This is a genomic window from Streptomyces vastus (assembly GCF_039532825.1).
Lineage (GTDB): Bacteria > Actinomycetota > Actinomycetes > Streptomycetales > Streptomycetaceae > Streptomyces > Streptomyces vastus.
In genome coordinates this window covers 290558-309273 of record NZ_BAAASJ010000022.1, presented here as the reverse complement: position 1 = coordinate 309273, position 18716 = coordinate 290558, and the positions used below count along the sequence as shown (strand labels likewise).

The 18716-nt window shown below is 68.9% G+C and carries 13 protein-coding genes and 2 pseudogenes; 5 read left to right on the top strand and 10 right to left on the bottom strand.

The features are described 5' to 3' along the window. The first annotated feature begins 39 nt into the window (after window positions 1–39). From ABD357_RS11135 to ABD357_RS11115, 5 genes and pseudogenes are all read left to right on the top strand, one after another. Entirely contained in the window at window positions 40–1248 is a 1209-nt protein-coding gene (locus ABD357_RS11135) for an ROK family protein (protein ID WP_344389399.1), read from the top strand. A gap of 414 nt (window positions 1249–1662) precedes the next feature. Next, window positions 1663–2274 (top strand): N-acetylmuramoyl-L-alanine amidase, encoded by a 612-nt coding sequence (locus tag ABD357_RS11130; RefSeq protein WP_344389397.1) that lies wholly within the window; start codon window positions 1663–1665, stop codon window positions 2272–2274. A 108-nt stretch (window positions 2275–2382) separates the two neighbouring features. Then, window positions 2383–3687, top strand: coding sequence for a GAF domain-containing protein (locus ABD357_RS11125; protein WP_344389395.1), 1305 nt, complete (start codon window positions 2383–2385; stop codon window positions 3685–3687). Between the two features lie 111 nt (window positions 3688–3798). Then, window positions 3799–5322, top strand: a complete 1524-nt coding sequence (gene exaC / locus ABD357_RS11120) for an acetaldehyde dehydrogenase ExaC (protein ID WP_344389393.1) — start codon at window positions 3799–3801, stop codon at window positions 5320–5322. A gap of 127 nt (window positions 5323–5449) precedes the next feature. Further along, window positions 5450–5617, top strand: a pseudogene (locus tag ABD357_RS11115) (helix-turn-helix domain-containing protein); the annotation flags it as partial. Between the two features lie 585 nt (window positions 5618–6202). Here ABD357_RS11115 and ABD357_RS11110 read toward each other — a convergent pair. The 10 genes and pseudogenes from ABD357_RS11110 to ABD357_RS11065 form a co-directional block, all read right to left on the bottom strand. Then, entirely contained in the window at window positions 6203–7513 is a 1311-nt protein-coding gene (locus ABD357_RS11110; protein ID WP_344389392.1) for an RICIN domain-containing protein, read from the bottom strand. A 65-nt stretch (window positions 7514–7578) separates the two neighbouring features. Next, the gene (locus ABD357_RS11105) at window positions 7579–10431 is read right to left on the bottom strand and encodes a glycosyl hydrolase family 95 catalytic domain-containing protein (protein ID WP_344389391.1); all 2853 of its coding nucleotides are present in this window, start codon (window positions 10429–10431) and stop codon (window positions 7579–7581) included. A gap of 155 nt (window positions 10432–10586) precedes the next feature. After that, a pseudogene (locus ABD357_RS11100) lies at window positions 10587–10873 on the bottom strand (TIM barrel protein); the annotation flags it as partial. A gap of 54 nt (window positions 10874–10927) precedes the next feature. Then, window positions 10928–12409, bottom strand: a complete 1482-nt coding sequence (locus ABD357_RS11095; RefSeq protein ID WP_344389389.1) for an RICIN domain-containing protein — start codon at window positions 12407–12409, stop codon at window positions 10928–10930. Between the two features lie 667 nt (window positions 12410–13076). Next, window positions 13077–14030, bottom strand: a complete 954-nt coding sequence (locus ABD357_RS11090) for an RNA polymerase sigma factor (protein WP_344389387.1) — start codon at window positions 14028–14030, stop codon at window positions 13077–13079. Window positions 14031–14098: 68 nt separating this feature from the next. Beyond that, window positions 14099–14410 (bottom strand): SDR family oxidoreductase, encoded by a 312-nt coding sequence (locus ABD357_RS11085; RefSeq protein ID WP_344389385.1) that lies wholly within the window; start codon window positions 14408–14410, stop codon window positions 14099–14101. Continuing rightward, window positions 14407–15609 carry a mandelate racemase/muconate lactonizing enzyme family protein gene (locus ABD357_RS11080; protein ID WP_344389384.1) on the bottom strand — a complete coding sequence of 401 codons (1203 nt, stop codon included), beginning with the start codon at window positions 15607–15609 and terminating at the stop codon, window positions 14407–14409. Before ABD357_RS11080 ends, ABD357_RS11085 begins: the two co-directional genes overlap by 4 nt. A gap of 3 nt (window positions 15610–15612) precedes the next feature. After that, complete coding sequence (locus tag ABD357_RS11075) at window positions 15613–16440, bottom strand: carbohydrate ABC transporter permease (protein ID WP_344389382.1); 828 nt, start codon at window positions 16438–16440, stop codon at window positions 15613–15615. After that, complete coding sequence (locus tag ABD357_RS11070; protein ID WP_344389448.1) at window positions 16440–17240, bottom strand: carbohydrate ABC transporter permease; 801 nt, start codon at window positions 17238–17240, stop codon at window positions 16440–16442. The genes ABD357_RS11075 and ABD357_RS11070 overlap by 1 nt, the downstream gene beginning before the upstream one ends. A 169-nt stretch (window positions 17241–17409) precedes the next feature. Beyond that, window positions 17410–18681 (bottom strand): ABC transporter substrate-binding protein, encoded by a 1272-nt coding sequence (locus tag ABD357_RS11065; RefSeq protein ID WP_344389380.1) that lies wholly within the window; start codon window positions 18679–18681, stop codon window positions 17410–17412. Window positions 18682–18716: the final 35 nt, after the last annotated feature.

Genomic DNA, 18716 nt, shown 5'->3' with positions numbered 1-18716 from the left:
AGCCCTGACAGGGCCGGACGGACGAGGACTGACGGAGGCATGACCGCACCACTGCACGAGGCCCACCCCAGCAGTCCCGGCCGCCGACTGCCCGACACCCAGCAGGGCATGCGCCGCCGCAATCTCTCCCGCGTGATGCACACCGTCAACGCCGAGGGGCCGCTGTCCCGTGCCGCCGTCGCCTCCCGCATCGGGCTGACCCGGGCGGCCGTCTCCACCCTCGTGGACGAACTGATCCGCTCGGCGCTCCTCGAAGAGCTCGGCCCCGAGCGCCCAGGCCGGGTGGGGCGGCCAGGCTCGGCGCTGGCCGTCAGCGGGCACGGTCCCGCCGGGATCGGCGCCGAGGTGGGCGTCGACCATCTCGCCGTGTGCGCGGTGGATCTGCGCGGCGCGGTGCGGGCGCGGGCGGTGCGCCACGGCGCCAACCGGGGCCGGTCACCCGAACCGGTGCTGAGTGACCTGACCGCACTGGTACGCCAGGTCGTCGCCGACGCGGACCGGGAAGGCCTGTGGCCTGCGGGTCTCGCCGTCGCCGTGCCCGGACTGGTGGCCCGCGACGCCCGGACGGTGGTACGGGCCCCCAACCTCGACTGGCAGGACACGGACCTCGGAGCGCTGCTGCCCGGTGAACTCCCGCTGACGGTCGACAACGAGGCGAACTTCGGCGGGCTCGCCGAACTCTGGCTCAACGAGGCCGCCCCGCGCGACTTTCTGCATGTCTCGGCGGAGATCGGTATTGGTGGAGCGGTGGTCGTGGACGGCCGGCTGCTGCGCGGCAGGCACGGGTTCGCGGGCGAGTTGGGGCATGTGCCGGTACGTCCCGACGGGCCGGCCTGTGCGTGCGGCGGGCGGGGCTGTCTCGAGCAGTACGCGGGCGAGGAGGCCGTACTGCGCGCGGCAGGGCTGGAACCGGGCGAGGACCGCGTCGGGCTGCTGGCCGAGCGCGCCGCGCAGGATGACCAGGACGTACGGCGGGCTCTGCACGACGCCGGAACCGCGCTGGGCATCGCGCTGACCGGCGCGGTCAATCTGCTGGATCCCGAAGCCGTGGTGCTGGGCGGGGCCCTGTCCGAACTCGCGCCGTGGCTGTTGCCCTCGCTGGAACGGGAGTTGGCGCGCCGCACGGCCGGTCCCGCGTGCGCGGTGGCCGTCTCCAGGCTGGGGCCCGAGGGTCCGCTGCTGGGCGCCGCGCACTCGGTGGTGCGTGCTGTGCTCGATGATCCGGCGGCGGTGGCGAGCCGGGCATAGACCGGGCTGATCACCCGTGTGGAGCCTGTTCCAGCCCCCTCCGCCGGCCGTATCTCCTGCCCCAATCCCCCTTGTGGGTGAGGGAGTTATCCACAATTCGAGTGTTGTCCACGGACTCGGCCTACCCACTTCCGCCTCAACCAGCAGGCGCCGTACCGTAATTCACGCGAGGCGCCCGATGTCCGGGCGGCGGAGGCATTTCCATGGACCGTGTGCCCAAGGACCGGGGGATCGGGGATTCACATGTCAGGAGTAGCGCTGCTGCGGTGCCGGAACGGGTCGGTGGTGTGCGAGTTCCCGGGCGTGGCCAAGCTCCGCAGGGAGTGGCTGTCTCAACGCGAGATATCTCGCGGGCTGCACGCTCGGCTGCGCGAAACGGCTCACCACCACTGACCACCGAAAGGCAGTTCTTCCTTGAACCGTGCCGGCTTCTGGCCCAAGTCACTTCCGAGCAGGCGACGCGTCCTGCAGACAGCCGCCCTCGCCACACTCTCCACCGCGCTACTGCCCAGCACACGGGCGGGCGCCAGGACCCCGGCGTTCGACTACCCGCCCGCCGAGTGGATCCCGGCGAGCCCCTCCAACTACACGGTCTCCGACCGTCCGAGAAGCCATCCCATCGACTTCGTGATCATTCATGTGACGCAGGCGTCCTACACGACCGCTCTGCGGATCTTCCAGAACCGGGAGAAGAACGTGTCCGCGCACTACGTCGTGCGGTCGGCCGACGGCCGTGTCGCGCAGATGGTGCGGGAGCGCGACACCGCCTGGCACGCGGGCAACTGGGACTACAACACACGCAGCATCGGCATCGAGCACGAAGGCTGGGTGGACAAGCCCGGATACTTCACCGACGCCATGTATGAGGAGTCGGCGAGGCTGACCGCGGCGATCTGCGCCAAGTACGGCATCCCCAAGGACCGATCGCACGTCCTCGCGCACTATGAGGTGCCGGGCTCGGACCACACCGACCCGGGGCCGCACTGGGACTGGACACGGTATATGAGACTTGTCAACTCCGCCTGAGGGAAGGGCCCTTGAGGCCGGAAGGCAACCGGGGCCCGGGACGAGCCCGTACAGCGCCCGTACCAAGCCTGGTCGTGGCGCTTGTCCGCGCTCGTCACCGGAGTGACGATGTCCCCGACCGCATCGCATTCCGGGGAGGCCGAGTTGTCCGATCCATGGGTGGCCCTGGAACCGGGGTCCGATCCCCTCGAGAGGGTGCGGGTGCTGCGCCGCGCCCACGAAACGTTCACGGAGGCCGGCACGGTGCCACGGCCGGTGCGTTCCGTGGTGGCCGACTCGTGGCGTCGCTCGGCACGGGCCGGTGTGGGACCGGACGGCACCGCATCCGTGGAGCTCACAGACGGCGACCTGGGCTCCTACCGTGCGGAGCACCCACTGGCCCGGGTGATGCCGCTGTTCCGTGAGCTCATGGGCACGTTCGCGTCGGACGGCGAGCATCTCCTCGCGGTGTGCGACGCGCAGGGCAGGCTTCTGTGGGTCGAGGGCCACGCGGGGACCCGCCAGAAGGCGGATGGCATGAACTTCGTACCGGGTGCACGCTGGGCAGAGTCGGCGGTCGGTACGAACGCTCCGGGTACGGCGGTCGCTCTCGACCGGCCGGTGCAGGTGTTCGCGGCCGAGCACTTCATCCGGCGTGTGCAGCCGTGGACGTGCGCGGCGGCTCCTGTGCACGATCCGCGCACGGGGCGGCTGTTGGGCGCGGTCGACATCACCGGTGGGGACTGGCTCGCACATCCTCACAGCCTGGGTTTCGTGCAGGCCGTGGCACGGGCAGCGGAGTCCCAACTGGCTCTGTTGACACCGGCCCCGACCACCACCGACACGCTCGGGCTGACCACCCTGGGCCGTGATGAGGCGCTTCTCATGGCGGGCGGCCGCAAGCTGCGCCTCAGCCGCAGGCACAGTGAGATCGTGGTGCTCTTGTCCCGGCACCCGGAAGGCCTGACCGGCGATGAGCTGCTGTGCGCGCTGTACGAGGACGAGTCGGTGACGCCGGTGACCTTGCGTGCGGAGCTGGCCAGGTTGCGGCGGCTCCTCGGCGCGGGGCTGCTCGGCTCACGGCCGTACCGGCTGGCGGTTCCGGTGGAGTCCGACATCGCGGTCGTGGAGCGGGGGCTCGGCACTGGGGCGGTCACGGCCGCGGCGAGGGCGTACGCGGGTCCGCTACTGCCCGGTTCGCAGGCACCGGAGGTGGTGCGGCTGCGCCGGAGGCTCGCCGACGGGCTGCGCGCGGCACTCGTCGCCCGCCGCGATCCGGACCTGCTGGCGGACTGGGCGCACGCCCCGTGGGGCGAGGAGGACCTCGACGTATGGCGGACGCTCGCCGCGATACGCCCGACGGCGCCCGTACGGGCTCGCCTCAAGGAACTGGAGTCCGAGCAGTCGGCGCCGCCCGGGTGGGCAGGACACTGACCCGCCCCAGCGGTTCGTGATCCGCGCAACGTATCTGCAACGTCTCCGCTTCTACCCTCGCGCCGAGAGCCGCCCAACGGCGGGCGGTCCTTCCCCGGGAGGCAGAAGAGCATGACCCGTTACGCAGCGCCCGGCACCGACGGCGCGATCGTCTCCTACCAGGCGCGCTATGACCACTTCATCGGCGGCGAATATGTGCCGCCGGCCCGCGGGCAGTACTTCGAGAACCCGAGCCCGGTGAACGGGCAGGCGTTCACGGAGATCGCGCGGGGCACGGCGGAGGACGTGGAGCGCGCGCTTGACGCGGCACACGCGGCCGCCCCGGCCTGGGGCCGCAGTTCGGTGACCGCACGCGCCGATGTCCTCCTCAAGATCGCCGACCGTATGGAGGCGAACCTGGAGAAGCTGGCGGTCGCCGAGACCTGGGAGAACGGCAAGCCGGTGCGCGAGACCCTGGCCGCCGACATCCCCCTCGCCATCGACCACTTCCGCTACTTCGCGGGGGCGATCCGTGCCCAGGAGGGCTCGCTCGGCGAGCTGGACGACGACACCGTCGCGTACCACTTCCATGAGCCGCTGGGTGTGGTCGCGCAGATCATCCCGTGGAACTTCCCGATCCTGATGGCGGTGTGGAAGCTGGCCCCGGCGCTCGCCGCGGGCAACGCGGTCGTCATCAAGCCCGCCGAGCAGACTCCGGCGTCCATCCACTACTGGATGAGCCTGATCGCGGATCTGCTGCCGCCGGGCGTGGTGAACATCGTCAACGGGTTCGGGGTCGAGGCGGGCAAGCCGCTCGCGTCCAGCCCGCGCGTGGCGAAGGTCGCCTTCACCGGGGAGACCACGACGGGGCGGCTGATCATGCAGTACGCCTCCGAGAACATCAAGCCGGTGACGCTGGAACTCGGCGGCAAGTCCCCGAACATCTTCTTCGACGACGTTTGGGCCCAGGACGACGACTTCCGCGACAAGGCGCTCGAGGGCTTCACGATGTTCGCGCTCAACCAGGGCGAGGTGTGCACCTGTCCTTCGCGGGCGCTCGTGCAGCAGGGCCACTACAGCGAGTTCCTCGACGCGGCCGTCGCGCGTACCGAGCAGATCAAGACCGGTCACCCGCTCGACACCGAGACGATGATCGGCGCCCAGGCCTCCAACGACCAGCTGGAGAAGATCCTCTCCTACCTGGACATCGGCCAGCAGGAGGGCGCCAAGGTACTGACGGGCGGTCACCGTATCGAGCACGACGGCGAGCTTGCCGGCGGCTACTACGTCCAGCCGACGATCTTCCAGGGCGACAACCGGATGCGGATCTTCCAGGAGGAGATCTTCGGCCCGGTCGTCTCGGTCACGTCGTTCGCCGACTTCGACGACGCCATCAAGATCGCCAACGACACGCTGTACGGGCTCGGGGCCGGCGTATGGACGCGGGACATGAACACGGCGTACCGCGCGGGCCGTTCGATCCAGGCAGGCCGGGTATGGACGAACTGCTACCACGCGTACCCGGCACACGCGGCGTTCGGCGGCTACAAACAGTCCGGCATCGGCCGCGAGAACCACAAGATGATGCTGGAGCACTACCAGCAGACGAAGAACCTGCTGGTGTCGTACTCGCCGAAGAAGCTGGGCTTCTTCTAGGCGCAGAAAGGGCGCCTGACCTGGGCGGACACTTTTCAGGCGCCCTCCTCGGCACACATCTACTGAGTTTCAGCGCGTGGTGTCGGCAAGGGCTGACGGCTCATGATCCCTGCGGTATGCAGACTGCATGAGGTATGCGCAAGGGGGCGGGCTGACCGACGAGCGGCGGGCCTTCCGCGAGAAGTCGAGGGTGGAGGCGGCCGAGCGGTTCGCCCAGGGCTACGAGAACGCGGTCATCGCGCACGACCTGCGGGTCAGCGTCCGGTCGGTGCAGCGCTGGCGCAGGGTAACGCGGTCAACCCCGCCGGGTCGGCCGGCTGCCGGCCGACCCGGCCGACGGCCCGGTGCCGGCCGGGTCGAGCCCAGTCGCCGCACCATCGCCCTCGACGCCCACAGCACCGAGGAGCTGCACCGGCACGCCCACACACAACGCGCCGAAGCCGCCATCGCCATCCGCGAGGGACGGGAATGGCACCGTACTGCCTGAGCAACCCGGCCTCGACGAACTCTGCCCACGTAACGCGCTTGGTGCCGCTCGGCTGGGGCGTCGGCCGCGCCGCCACCGCTGGAGTAGTCAGCGCCAGGGCGCGGCTGCCGCGCGGCACCTCACCGTGGGCAGGCTCGGGCTCAGCGGCGTCCTAGTGGCAGTGGCCGTCGTGCTGCACACCGGCCGGGCCGCCGACTCGTCTCGCCTGATGTGTGACGTTCTGGCTCGCCCAGCTATTGGCATGGCGCGGTCAGACTCGATGACGGCCATGGCGCCGACGGCAACGAGCCCGCTGGGCCCAAAGTGCGGTCAGGCCGAGACAGACTTCCGAAAGGCTGGGCCGACTGGAGAGGAAGGCGGCCGCGACTACTGCGGCCGCCTTCACACCTCTGCTTACGCTCGGGCCCAGCGTTGGTTGACGCCGGTGTGGCAGCTCCACACGATCACCGCAGCGCCGTTGGCGGTGCTGCCGCCGTCGACGTCCAGGCAGAGCCCGGTCTGGACGTTGCTGACGGTTCCATCGGTGTTCACATTCCATTGCTGGTTCGCGCCGCCGGTGCAGTCCCAGATCCGTGCTCGGGCGCCGGAGGCGGCGTTGCTCGGCACGTCCAGGCATCTACCCATCACCCGCAGGGTCTGTCCGGTCCGAGTGAACTGCTGGTTGGTGCCGGTGTGGCAGTCCCAGGTGATCATCTGGGCGCCGTTGAACGAGTTGGCACCGCTGACGTCCAGGCATCGGCCGGCGGACTGGCTCCGCAGCCGGAATGTGGTCGGGTTCGGTGTCGGGTCAGCACCCGTGAAGAAGCTCCAGATCTCTTCCTTGACCCAGCTCCGGGCGCCGCTCTCACAGCCGGCGCACCCGTCCACGGGGCCTTGCTGGTGACCTCCGTCGAACGCGGCCCAGACGACCGGATACCCCTCTCGGCAGCCCGAGTAGGCGGTGGTGATGTGGGTGCGGCTGCCCGGCGCGGGCTCCGGCGGGTTCTGGGGAGTACAGCCGTTGTTCCTGACGAACCTGTCCCGCATCCCGCGACCGGCGCCGATGTTGTCATTGATGCCGTGGATTCCCATGTACGCGAAGGGCTGGGTGCCCCCGCTGCACCCGCTGATCCCCCCAGGCGCGGCTATCGCGGCGACCGCACGGAAGACGTTCGGCCTGGCACATGCGAGTGCGTAGCTCATGGCTCCGCCGTAGCTGAACCCGAGGGCGAAGCGCTGCGTGGTGTCGACGCAGAGGTCGTTGTCGATACGTCTGATCATGTCGTCGACGAAGGTTACGTCCTCGCCGCCGGAGTTGCCCCAGCCGTTGTTGATGCCCTGCGGAGCAACGAAGATCGCGCTGTTGTTCGCCAGTCGCCGGAGTCCGTAGTGGGCATAGACATCGCCATCGCTTCCGCCGCCGGCGACTTGCCCGGCGGTGCCACCCAACCAGTGGAATCCGAAGACCAATCGATGTTGGCGGGTGCTGTCGTAGTTTTCGGGGATGCTCAGGATGAAGGAGCGATTCTTACCGCTGCTTTGAATCGTGTGCGTACCGTTCGTCAGTGTGGGGGCACGTCCGCATCCGGCAGTCCCCGCAAGTGTGGCCCCGGCGGTGGGCGACGTGCCGGCCGCAGCGCTGACTCCTGCCACGCCGACCATGGCGAGAACGAGCAGTGCCGCTACCACGGCTCGCCCGAAGAACAATCTGCGGATCGACATCATGCGACTCCCTCGCTGCTCGGTGACATGGCTCTTCCTGGTTGGTCGGGCCGCAGTTCGCCCTGGCCCTAGATGCGGTGGGGTTGGAATCGCTGGTTGGTGTTACCAGTGGCTGCCCATTGGGAGATGCGGGCTCCGTCGGCGGTGGAGGCCTCCCACACGTCCAGGGCGAGGCCGCTCTGCCGGTTGACCAGACTGATCACGCCACCGCCGTGGTCGACTGCCCGCCACTGCTGGCCGGCGGCGTCGGTATCCGGCTGCTGGGTGATGTCGGCGCCGCTGCTGCTACTGGCGACGTGCAGGACCAGACCACTGTGCCCGACCCGGATCTTGTAGTGCCCGCCGTCGGAGGGCAGGAACTCGAAGTGCTGGTTGAGACCGGCGGTGATCTGCCACTGGATCAGCCGCGCACCGGGGGCCGTGGACGCACCGTTGATGTCGGCAGCCTTGCCGCTGTGCTGGGCCACCAGCCGATAGGGCACGCCGGCCTCCACCGGCCCCGACCTGAGTGCGGACGCGCGGTAGGTGTTGCCGGCCTGGCAGGCGAACTCGATGAGATCGGCCTCGAGCCGCTTCGGCTGGACCGGCTCGCCGCTGGCATCGTCCTGCAGCGTGAAGTCGCCGGCGAAGATCCGACTGCGCACCCGGACGGCACCGGTTCGGTCGGGTGTGACGACGAACTCGATCCGGCCGCTGCTCCACTCGGCGCCGACGGTGTATCCGCCGCGGCCGCGCAGTCCGCTCACGCGCCCGGTGGGCCAGGCGGACGGCAGCGCCGGCAGCACGTGCAGTTCGCCGTTGTGGCTCTGCAACAGCATCTCCGCGATGCCCGAGGTGGCGCCGAAGTTGCCGTCGATCTGGAACGGAGGGTGCAGGTCGAACATGTTGGGCGCGAGCCGGTCCGTCCGCACCAGGTCCCGGACCAGCTTGTGGGCCCGGGCACCGTCCTCCATCCGTGCCCAGAAGTTGATCTTCCACGCGAGCGACCATCCCGTCCCGTCGTCACCGCGCAGCTCCAGCGTCCGCCGCGCGGCCTCGTGCAACTGGGGTGTCCCGCGCTTGGTGATCTGGTTGCTCGGATGCAGACCGTACAGGTGGGAGACGTGCCGGTGAGCCCGCTCGGTCTCCACCCAGTCGGCCAGCCACTCCTGGATATTGCCCCTGGAGCCGACCCGCATCGGCGCCAGCCGGTCCCGGGCCGCCGCTGCCTGAGCGCGGAAGGCGGCGTCCACGCCGAGGATTTCGCCGGCGCGGGCGACGCTGTTGAAAAGGTCGCGCAGGATCTGGTTGTCCATGGTGGGTCCCGCGCAGACGGTGGCGTTCGCATGGTGAGTGAGCTCGGGAGAGTTCGACGGGTTGGTGACCAGGTGTCCGAGCGTCGGGTGGGCGACCAGGGTGTCGAGGAAGAACTGGGCGGCGCCCTTCAGGGCCGGATAGTTCGAGCGGAGGAAGTCGATGTCACCGGTGAACAGATAGTGATCCCAGATCAGGGTGGCCAGCCATGCGCCGCCGGTCTGCCACATCCCCCACTGCGCCCCGTCGACGACCGAGGCGCCCCGCCACGCGTCGGTGTTGTGATGCGTCACCCAGCCGCCGGCGCCGTACTGCGCCTGGGCCACCCGGGCGCCGGTCACGGTCAGGTCGTTGATCATGTCGAAGACCGGGAGGAAGCATTCGGACAGGTTCGTCGTGTCGGCGGGCCAGTAGTTCATCGGCAGGTTGGCGTTGATGGTGAACTTCGAGTCCCAGGACGGAGCCATCTGGTCGTTCCAGATGCCCTGCAGGTTCGCCGGCTGGGTGCCCGGCCGCGAGGACGAGATGAGCAGATACCGGCCGAACTGGAACAACAGGGCGGAGAACTGCGGGTCGTTCACTTGCGCGTGCTGTGCGATCCGTACGTCGGTCGGCTGGTCGGCCGCCGTCGTACGTCCCAGATCGACCGACACCCGGTTGAACAGCGCCTGGTAGTCGGCGAGATGCCGACTGCGTAGTTCGTCGATGCCGACGTTGCGGGCAGCGTTGAGGCGGCTCCGCGCGATCCCCTGGTAGTCGCCGTCGACTTTCCGGAAGTTGACGTAGCTGGAGCCGATCGACACCAGCATCGTCACGCTGGTGGCGCCGGAGACCCGCAGCGTACCGCCCGAGCTGCTGACCGTGCCGCCCGTCACGGCGGCGTTGGCCAGGGCGAGGAACCGGACCCGCCCGGCGATGCCCTCCATGGCGGCGGAGATGCCGTCGAGGGCGATCGTGGCCCCGTCCGGGCTGGACACCGTAGTCCGTTGTGGACTGTCGAATGTGGCGTTGAAGGCGATGGAGTTGGCCCGGTCGGCCGTCAGCCGGACCACGATCACCTGGTCGGGTGCGCTGGCGAACACCTCACGCTGGTACCGCACGCCGTTCAGCACGTAGGTCGTGATGGCCGTGGCGGTGGTGAGGTCGAGCGTCCGGTTGTACTGCGACGCACCGGTAGCGCTGCCAAAGGAGATCAGAAGGTTTCCGACCGGCTGGTAGGCCAGCTGTCCGGCCGGGCTGCCCAGCATCGTCTGATTGATCAGGTCCTGCGCCGGCCCCCACTGATCCGCAAAGACCCGCCGCCGGATCTCCGCGATGTTGGCCGCTCCGCGGGTGTTGGCGGAGTCGTACGGACCGCCGGCCCAGACGGTGTCCTCGTTGAGCTGCAACCGTTCGGTGTCGACGTTGCCGAACACCATCGCGCCGAGGCGTCCGTTGCCGATCGGCAGTGCCCGCAGCCAGTCCGCGCCGGCCGGCTTGTCGTACCACAGGGCGAGGTCGTTGGCGGCCAGAACCTCCGGCGGCGCGGCCGAGCCGGCCCTGGCCATGGCCGTCCACCCACCCGGCACGATTCCTGCTCCAGCCGCCGCCCCGGCGGCGAGAAACCGTCTGCGTGTCACCTCGGACATGTCGTTCTCCCTTCACGGACTGGAGCAGATCAGTGACTTTGGTGATGACAAACCGCCGGTGAGAAAGCGACGGCCGTACGCTGTCTTCGGCGACGAGCCGCAGGCCGGCCACCGGCTGGGTGACCGGCCCTGCGCCGGCCTCGGTCCTTCCTCGCGAATGCGGCGTCGAACGCGGGGCGGCCGGCGCGTCGAGCGCCGGCTTCCGAACGAACGCCAGCGCCTCGGGCGCTCGGATCGGCCGGTCCATGCCGGCGTCCTCCCACTCGGCTGAGGTCGGCCCGTCGTAGCCGATCGCGTTCAGCGCGCGGAAGCAGTCCTCCCAGGGCACGTCGCCGTGGCCGGTGGAGCCGAAGTCCCATCCCCGCCGCAGGTCGGCCCAGGGCAGGTGGGAGCGGCATCCGATCACCACCGGCCCCACGCCGGTTCGACCCTTGAGCTGCCGGCAGACCGTCTGCTGTGGCGTCGTTGTCGCCATCGGCTCGACCGCGGCCGGCGGTCACCGTCCACCGTGTACGCCGAGTCGGGCGTCGCGTCGCGCGTCACTGTTCTGGATCTGCCATCTCTGGTTGTCGCCGCCCCAGCACGCCCACAGCTGCACCTTGAAGGTGGCGGTGTTCACGTCGAGGCAGAGGCCGGAGTGAACGCTGCGGATGGTGCCGTCAGCGCCCACCGTCCAACGCTGGTTGTCGCCGCCGTTACACGCCCACGTGCCGACCACGGTGCCGTTCGTCGTCCCGCTGCTGTACGCATCCAGGCACCTCTGGCCCCCAAGTGCGGTGATCTGTCCGCCGGCCGTCAAGGTCCACTGCCGGCCAGCCGTGTTGGCGCAGGTGTACACCTGGACCTGGATGTTCGCCGTGGTCCCGCCGGGGATGTCCAGACAGCGCCCGGTGCTGACGTTGCGCAGCAGGCTGGTCGGGGCCGGGGCGTCGCCATCCAAGCCCCAGCCGTATCTGAGGCGCTCGCGGCCGCTGGCGCTGGGGGTGCTGAGCGTGAGGTTGGTACCGGTCCCGTGCAATTTCTGCATGGCATACCAGTCGTCGCCCTGGCCGGCGCGTATCTTCCCGCCCAGCCCAGGCCAGTAGATGGAGCCGATCCGCAGTTCCCGGAGCACCGTAGTGGTGGCCCGGAAGTAGCGCACGAAGTTGTCGGTGCTGCCGGCGTCGTGGTAGTTGAGCCCGGTATCCATCGGCGCGCCGAACTCGTCGACGACAGTGCGGTCGGCGCAGGAGCCGATCGCGTTCCGCAGGTACGCCACCCACTGGTCGTAGGTCTTCGCGCCGCTGAAGAACGTGTAGTGGTGCAGCGACAGGAACGTCCCGTCGAGGCGGCGGTCGGCGCACATGGATCTGATGTCGGTGTTCAGGCCGGCGCCGCTGACGAAGATGCGGTTCCGCGGAATCGACGGGTGGCTGCTGATCCAGTTGCTCACCACGTTCGCCCACTCACCGGCGCTGTGCCCCCCCGGTTCGTTCATCGGCTCGAAGTGGACGAGGCTGTTGGTGCCGTACCGGGCAAGCACGGTGTTCCACATGGTGTCGAAGGCGCTCGGGTTGACGATGCGACCGCCGCGGGCGGCCACCCCGTCGTCCCAGTAGGAGAGGACGACCTTGAATCCCTTCGCGGTGGCTGCGTCTATCGCGCCCGTGTACGCGCTCCACCAGCTCGTCCCGACTGTGTAGGTGTTGATCGGGAGCCGAACGGTGTTGGCGCCGAGGTTGTTCTCAAAGCCGGTGTAGATGGCGTTGGCTTTCGCCACGACCGTCTGGTAGCTGTCGGAGCCGCTCAACCCGTGCAGGACCAGCGGTCCACCGTGGAAGTTGTCACCGAGCCGGGCCCAGTTGACGCCGCGGAACTGGGCGGTGTCGGCGGCGGCCAACGAGGCGCTCGGGTGCTCGACGACCGCGACCGCGCTGAGAGCGGTCAGGATGCAGGCGAGCGCCCGGGCGAGGTAGCGCCGGCGATGGGTGTGGGGCATGGTCGTGCCTTCCCGGTTGGCGGTGTGGTCACGTCTGCGCTGTGCAGGATCTGTTGACGTTGGCCGCCTGCCGGCAGCCGGCCGAGCCGGCGCGGAGCTTGCCCTCTCCGCGCCGGCCCCCTCCCAGATCGCTCGCGCAGCGAGCATGTCAGCGTCATGCCGCTGCCGTGGCGCCTGGAAAGCCTCGCTCCCCGGCTTCGCCCGGATCTCCGGTCAGCAGGTGGAGTTGGTCTGGGTGAGTAGCCCCATCCGCCACGGCAGGGAGATGTGCACGAATTCGTTCATCACCGGCACCTTTCGAAGTCGGAGCCACCGCACTGTGTTGGCGCCGGCAATCCGTAGATCGCTTTTGGCTTCCGCTTTCACAGGTCATGAATGGGGAACGCTACGCGTCGACGACTAGAAGATTGACAGATTGTCATGGTCCATTCAAGAGGGGACCGTCGATATATGTGGGCCTGAGCCGTCGTGCAACCAACCGGAGAAGCGGGACTATTGACAGCCACCTCTCATAACCATTTCAGGCGGCGAATTAGAGTGACGGACGCGTGTAATTCGTGGCAGTTTTCGTTATCGGCGGCCGGCTTGAACAGTCGCAGTCGCCGTAGTGCCGAAAAGCACGGCCCGTCGCCGAACGCGAAGACTTGGGTGCCGACTCGAGCAGCCCTCAGACGAGTTGGCCGAGTAACCCAGCCTTGACGCCGGCAACCGGCCCGGAGCCGACCTCGGCCGGCTCGGCTCCCATCACGACGGCATTCTCGGTCGCCCCGGCGAGCGCAGGTTTGTCGAGCACCGTGGCCGACCGCGTCGGCGGGACGGGGAGCAGCGCCAAGGCGACGATCAGCCGCTCAAGGGGTACCAGTTCGTCGGCGGCCCGGCAGCAGTCCGCGCAGGATCGGGTGTGCCGGGTGATGCGCTTACGCCACAGCGTGCTCGGTAGGCCGTCCCAGCCCCCCAGCGCGGCGGTCAGCTGTGGGCACCGGGGGCCGGCTTCCAGCGCGGCGACGAGTGACCGGCTCAGCTCCAGCTGGTTGCGCATCCGCTGGACGCGCACACCCGCGTGAGCCACGCTCGTTCCCAGCGCCGCCGCGAGCTCCGCCCTCGTCAGCCGGCCCGCGGTCTCCAGCCACCACAGCGACAGCAGCGCACGGGCGTCCGGGTCGAGCCATCGACTGGCGCATACGATCTTTCGGCGATGACCGGACAGCTCGACGTGGATCAGAGCCAGGTTCTCGGCGTCGGCGTCCGGCGGGTCGGTCATCTCGTCGAGGGGGGCCGTCCGTTCGGCGTCCGCCTGCCGCCGGTGCAGATGGGTGCTGATCTGTCGTGTCGCGATCGTGGCCAGCCAGGGCCGGAAGCACTCCGGGGCGCGCAACGTGCGCAGCTCGGGAAGTGCCCGCAGCATCGTCTCCTGCACCACGTCGTCGACGTCCGCGAGCTCACCCAGTGCCCTGCGCACGATCGCGTACACCAGCGGCAGGTACGTCGCGGCCAGGTCGTCGAGCGCTCGTGGATCGCCGGCCTGCGCGGCGACGACCAGGCTCGTCTCGTCGGGTCGGCCGGCTCGCATCACGAGCCCGTACATGTTGCCTCGGGCAGGGCCGCCCCAGGTGCCGCGCACGTCGCCACCCTCGGGTTCGCACGTACGATCGACTCGGGTGCGGCCGGCTGGTAATGCTGGGCGGCCCATCATCGCCCCGTCCATTCGCCATCAGCGGCAAGAACATTGCCGTCGACACGGTCCGACGCCGGGGAGGCGAGGAAAACCGTGGCCCCGGCGAGATCGTCGGTGCGTCTCCAGCGACCGGCCGGGATCCGGCCAGGGATCGCCTGGTCGCGCTGGGGGTCCGCGCGTAACGCCTCGGTGTTGTCGGTGGCGATGCAGCCCGGTGCGATGGCGTTGACGCCGCGCCCGCCCCACTCCTTCGCCAGGGCCGGCGCCTCGGCGACCCGGCTCTCGATCTCGAGGGTGCGGGCCCCGCGGTAGACAACCGCTTTCATCGATCCTCCATACCCATGGTGTCGGACGTCCCTTCCGCGGTGGATCTGCATGGTCCAGGGGTGACCGCGAGCAGCCGCCGGCCGGCCCGCTCCGGCCGTATGTGCGGTCCGTCGGGTGCGTGTGCCGTTCGCTGACGGGCCGCGGTCATCACCGTTTCGTCGATCCGGATGCCCAGGCCCGGCGTGTCGCCGAGCACAAAGGCGCCGTCCTCGACGTGCAGGTCCATCACGACGCCGATCGGCGGCCGCAGGCCCTGCAGTTCGCTGACGAGGTGGTTGGGCACAGACGTCGCGGCGTGCAGCAGCGCGACAGGCGTGTTGCCGATCGGGCTGACCGGCAGGTCGTAGGCGTGCGCCAGCGCGGCGACACGCAAGAAGTGGGTGACTCCCCAGACCGCGGCCGTCTGGACGATGTCGACGCCTCCCGCCGCGATCAGCGGGCGGAACTGCTCGAGGCCGGTGAGGTTCTCGCCACTGGCGACCGCCGTCCGTACGCCACGGCTGACAGCGGCCAGGCCGTCGGCGTCCCAGCGCCGGACCGGCTCCTCGATCCAGGTCAGGTCGAGTGTGCGTTCCAGTTCACCGACGTGGCGTACCGCCTGCTTGCGGCTCCAGGACTCGTTCGCATCCAGCATGAGCCCTGGCCGGGTCCCGTGCGCGGCCTCGGTCAATACCTCGCGTACGAGCGACAGCCGGTGCCGGTCACGCTCGATGTCCAGGCCGCCCTTGAGCTTCGCGGCCCTCAGCCCGCGTTCGGCATAGACCTGGTAGGCGGCGACGAGCTCATCGTCGGTGAGGCCGATGTCCAGGCCGGAGGCGTAGGCGTGGACCGTGCGGTCGTCGCCGCCGAGCAACCGCCACAGCGGCTCACCCACGGCCTGTGCCTTGATGTCCCACAACGCCGTGTCGAACGCACCGATCGTGCCGAACACCACGCCGGCATGCCCGGCTTTGAAGGTGTGCCGCAGCATGCGGTCGTAGAGGGCGGTCACCGCGCGCGGGTCCTGGCCGTCGAGGGCGGCGAAAATCATCTCAGCTTCCACGTGTGGTCCCAGGCCGACTCCGGTGATCCCCTCATCGGTCTCGACGATGACGACCGGCACGGGCACGACACCGTCGAGGTGGACGCCGTTGGCGTCACCGACAGGTCGACCCCATTGCTGCACCGTCGTCAGGGTTCTGTACCCGGTGATGCGCATGCGTCAGCCCTTCGTCGCGCCGGCCGTCACGCCGTCGGCGATCTGGCGCTGCAAGAACAGGTAGGTCACCAACACGGGTAGCCCGGCGATCAGGACACCGGCTGCGAAAGTGGGGATGTCGGCGGAGTACTGGCCGCGCAGTGAGGTGATGCCCACCATCAGGGTGCGATGTTCTGCCGACGGCATCATCAGCAGCGAGATGAGCACGTCGTTCCAGCAGAACAGCGCGTCGAGAATGCCCACCGACAGCAGGGCCGGAGCACCCATCGGCAGCATGATTCGCCGGTAGACGCCGTACAGGGTGTTTCCGTCGATCCGTGCGGCGTCGACGAGCTCGGTGGGCACCGCTCGGTAGTAGCTCGTCATCAGGAAGACGGTGAACGGCAGGAACTGCGCGACGTAGGCGAGGATCAGCCCCGGATAGGTGTCGATGAGACCGCCGTCGGCCATCATCCTGGCCAGCGGCACCATGATCACCTGGAACGGGATGAACAGTGCCGCGAGGCAGACCAGGGCCAGCACGGACGAGCCACGGAACCGCACTTGAGCCAGCGCGAACCCGGCCATGGACCCGATGAGCAGTAACAGCGCTACGGCGCAGGCCACCACGATCACGGAGTTGAGGAAGTACCGTCCCATGCCGACGCTGTTCCACGCGGTGCTGAGGTTGTCCCACTGGAGAGTGCTCGCCAGGGAGAACCGGTCGAGGATGTACTCCCGGCGGGTCTTCATCGCGACGTTGGCGGTGAACAGCAGCGGGTAGATCGTCGCCAGGGCGAGGAGCACCATCGGCACGGCCACCAGCCATCTGCCCGGCCCCAGGCGGGACATCAGTCCTCCCTCCCCGCCCGGCGCAGCAGGCCGACCTGCAGCAGGCCCACGACCAGCATGATGAGGAAGAGGACTGTGGACGCGGCCGACGCGAGCGCCGGGAGGCTCATCTGCCCCTGTTGGACCCAGATGTAGTACTCCGGCAGGTAGGTCGACCCTTCCGGGCCACCACTGGTCATGACGTAGAGCAGCCCGAACATCGAGGTCAGCATCCCGATCATCGTGGTGACGACGACGAACTGGATGGTGCGGGACAGACCCGGGATGATGACGTGCCAGATCATTCGCGCGAGCGAGGCGCCGTCGACCCGGGCGGCGTCCAGAAGTGCGGAGTCCAGGGTCGCGAACCCGGCCAGGAACACCACCAGCGCCATCCCTGACGTCGCCCAGATGTGCACGCCGACGACGGCGAAGATGGCTACGTCGGGATCGCCGAGCCAGTCCACCGGCCCGACCCCTGAGCCGCCGAGCACGGCGTTCAGCGGACCGTCGTAGGCCAGGAGCAGGTTGAAGATCGCGCCGACGATCACCGGTGAGAGCACAGCCGGGAAGAAGTAGACGCTCCGGAAGAACGAGTGTCCTGGCACCCGCAGGTAGATGAAGGTGGCGAGCAGTCCCGGGATCGCGACCGCGACCGGCAGCAGCAGCACCAGCAGTCCGACGTTGCGAAGCGCGGTGCGGAACAGCGGGTCGTCGATGAGCTCTGCGTAGTTGTCGAGCCCCACCGTGCTGCCGTTGCGTTCGCCGTCACCGGTGAAGGAGAAGCTGACTCCCAACCCCAGCGGCCACAGCCGGAGCACCACGATGATCAGGACAGCGGGAGCGACCAGGACGTAGGGGGCGAGGCGTTCGGCGCGACGGCCCTTTGGGACTCGCGGAGATTTCGACGCGGGGCCGCGGCCACCTACCGCCTCACCTGCTCGCGCCCCTTGAGCAGCGCGGACCGACGAACCAACGGGTGACATGGCCTCAGCCCACCTGGTCGGACGCCGCCAGCTGCTTGACCGCCGCGTCGACCGTGACCGATCCGCTCAGCAGTTGCTGAGACAGCCGCCCCATCAGGTCCACGGTCTTGGACGACAGGGCCACGTGGAGGGCGGGCTTGCCACCGTCGACCGCGGACACGATGGTGGCGACGGCCGGTCCACCGCTCGAGACGTCCACGGTGCGGTCGGCCGCGATGGCGCCCGCGTCGGCGTAGAACGACTTCAGTGCGTCGGTCGAGGTCAGGGAGCGCACCAGGTCGGCGGCGACCTGGGGGTCCTTCGTCCACTTCGCCACGGCGTAGCCGATGCCGCCGTCGTAGGGAAGGCTCGGCGTGGCGCCGGCCGTGACGACCGGTGACTTCATGACGCCGACATCGCCGGCGTCGAGGAATTCGGCGAAGTCCTTCCAGTGCCCGACGTCCGACATCAACCCGATGACGTGGGCGGCCTTGTTGGACTGGAACACCGCGAACGCGTCGTTGAACATCGCCGTCGAGTTCGCCCCGTCGTTGTTCAGGCCTTTGTCATCGGCCTCCTTCCAGAGCGAGAAGACCCGCTTGACCGCCGGCGAAGACCAGTCTCGTTGGCCGGCGATCCAGTCGTCGTACTCCGTGGGCGGCAGGACGCCCGAGCCGAGCCCGGACAGGAAGAACTGGATACCGATGCCTTCCTTGTTGCCCTGCGCGAAGCACCTGGCACCGGTCGCCTTGGCGATGGTCCGGCAGTTGGCGACGAACTCGTCCCAGCTGGTGGCCGGCTGCTCCGGGTCCAGTCCTGCCTTCCGGTAGAGCGACTTGTTGTAGTAGATCGGGTGACCCTGCAATGTCACCGGAGCGGCGTAGGTCTTGCTGTCCTTGGTGAAGGCCTCCCACCCGGCCAGCCTCTTCTTGTCATCACGGACGTAATCGTCCAACGGCAGAAGGGAGTCCGCCCGGTCACGGATCTGCCCGCCGCCGTTGAAGAGCATGACGTCCGGCCCCTTGCCGGCTTGGATGGCGGCCCCGAGCAGGGTGTAATACTGCTCGAACGGCTGCGCGACGAACTCGACCGTCACGCCGGGATGCCGCTCGGCGAAGTCGGCCTTGGCCTTCTTGATGTATGAGGACGCTGCGGCGTCGCCGGACTTCCAGTCCCAGACGACGAGCTTGCCCTTCGAACCACCGGACGCCGAATCCGGGGCGGAGGCGCTTCCGCAGCCGGCTAAGACAACGAGCCCGGCAACCAGGGTCGCCGACCACAGTGTTCGCTGCTTCATTGCTGCCCCACTCTCCTGAGGTGGCCGGCTGTCCG

Bases quoted from the DNA above. Each gene is read 5' to 3' on its own strand.
- ABD357_RS11135 (WP_344389399.1), top strand. From the start codon at position 40: ATGACCGCACCACTGCACGAGGCCCACCCCAGCAGTCCCGGCCGCCGA.
- ABD357_RS11125 (WP_344389395.1), top strand. From the start codon at position 2,383: ATGTCCCCGACCGCATCGCATTCCGGGGAGGCCGAGTTGTCCGATCCA.
- exaC (WP_344389393.1), top strand. From the start codon at position 3,799: ATGACCCGTTACGCAGCGCCCGGCACCGACGGCGCGATCGTCTCCTAC.
- ABD357_RS11110 (WP_344389392.1), bottom strand. From the start codon at position 7,513: ATGATGTCGATCCGCAGATTGTTCTTCGGGCGAGCCGTGGTAGCGGCA.
- ABD357_RS11105 (WP_344389391.1), bottom strand. From the start codon at position 10,431: ATGTCCGAGGTGACACGCAGACGGTTTCTCGCCGCCGGGGCGGCGGCT.
- ABD357_RS11095 (WP_344389389.1), bottom strand. From the start codon at position 12,409: ATGCCCCACACCCATCGCCGGCGCTACCTCGCCCGGGCGCTCGCCTGC.
- ABD357_RS11085 (WP_344389385.1), bottom strand. From the start codon at position 14,410: ATGAAAGCGGTTGTCTACCGCGGGGCCCGCACCCTCGAGATCGAGAGC.
- ABD357_RS11080 (WP_344389384.1), bottom strand. From the start codon at position 15,609: ATGCGCATCACCGGGTACAGAACCCTGACGACGGTGCAGCAATGGGGT.
- ABD357_RS11075 (WP_344389382.1), bottom strand. From the start codon at position 16,440: ATGTCCCGCCTGGGGCCGGGCAGATGGCTGGTGGCCGTGCCGATGGTG.
- ABD357_RS11065 (WP_344389380.1), bottom strand. From the start codon at position 18,681: ATGAAGCAGCGAACACTGTGGTCGGCGACCCTGGTTGCCGGGCTCGTT.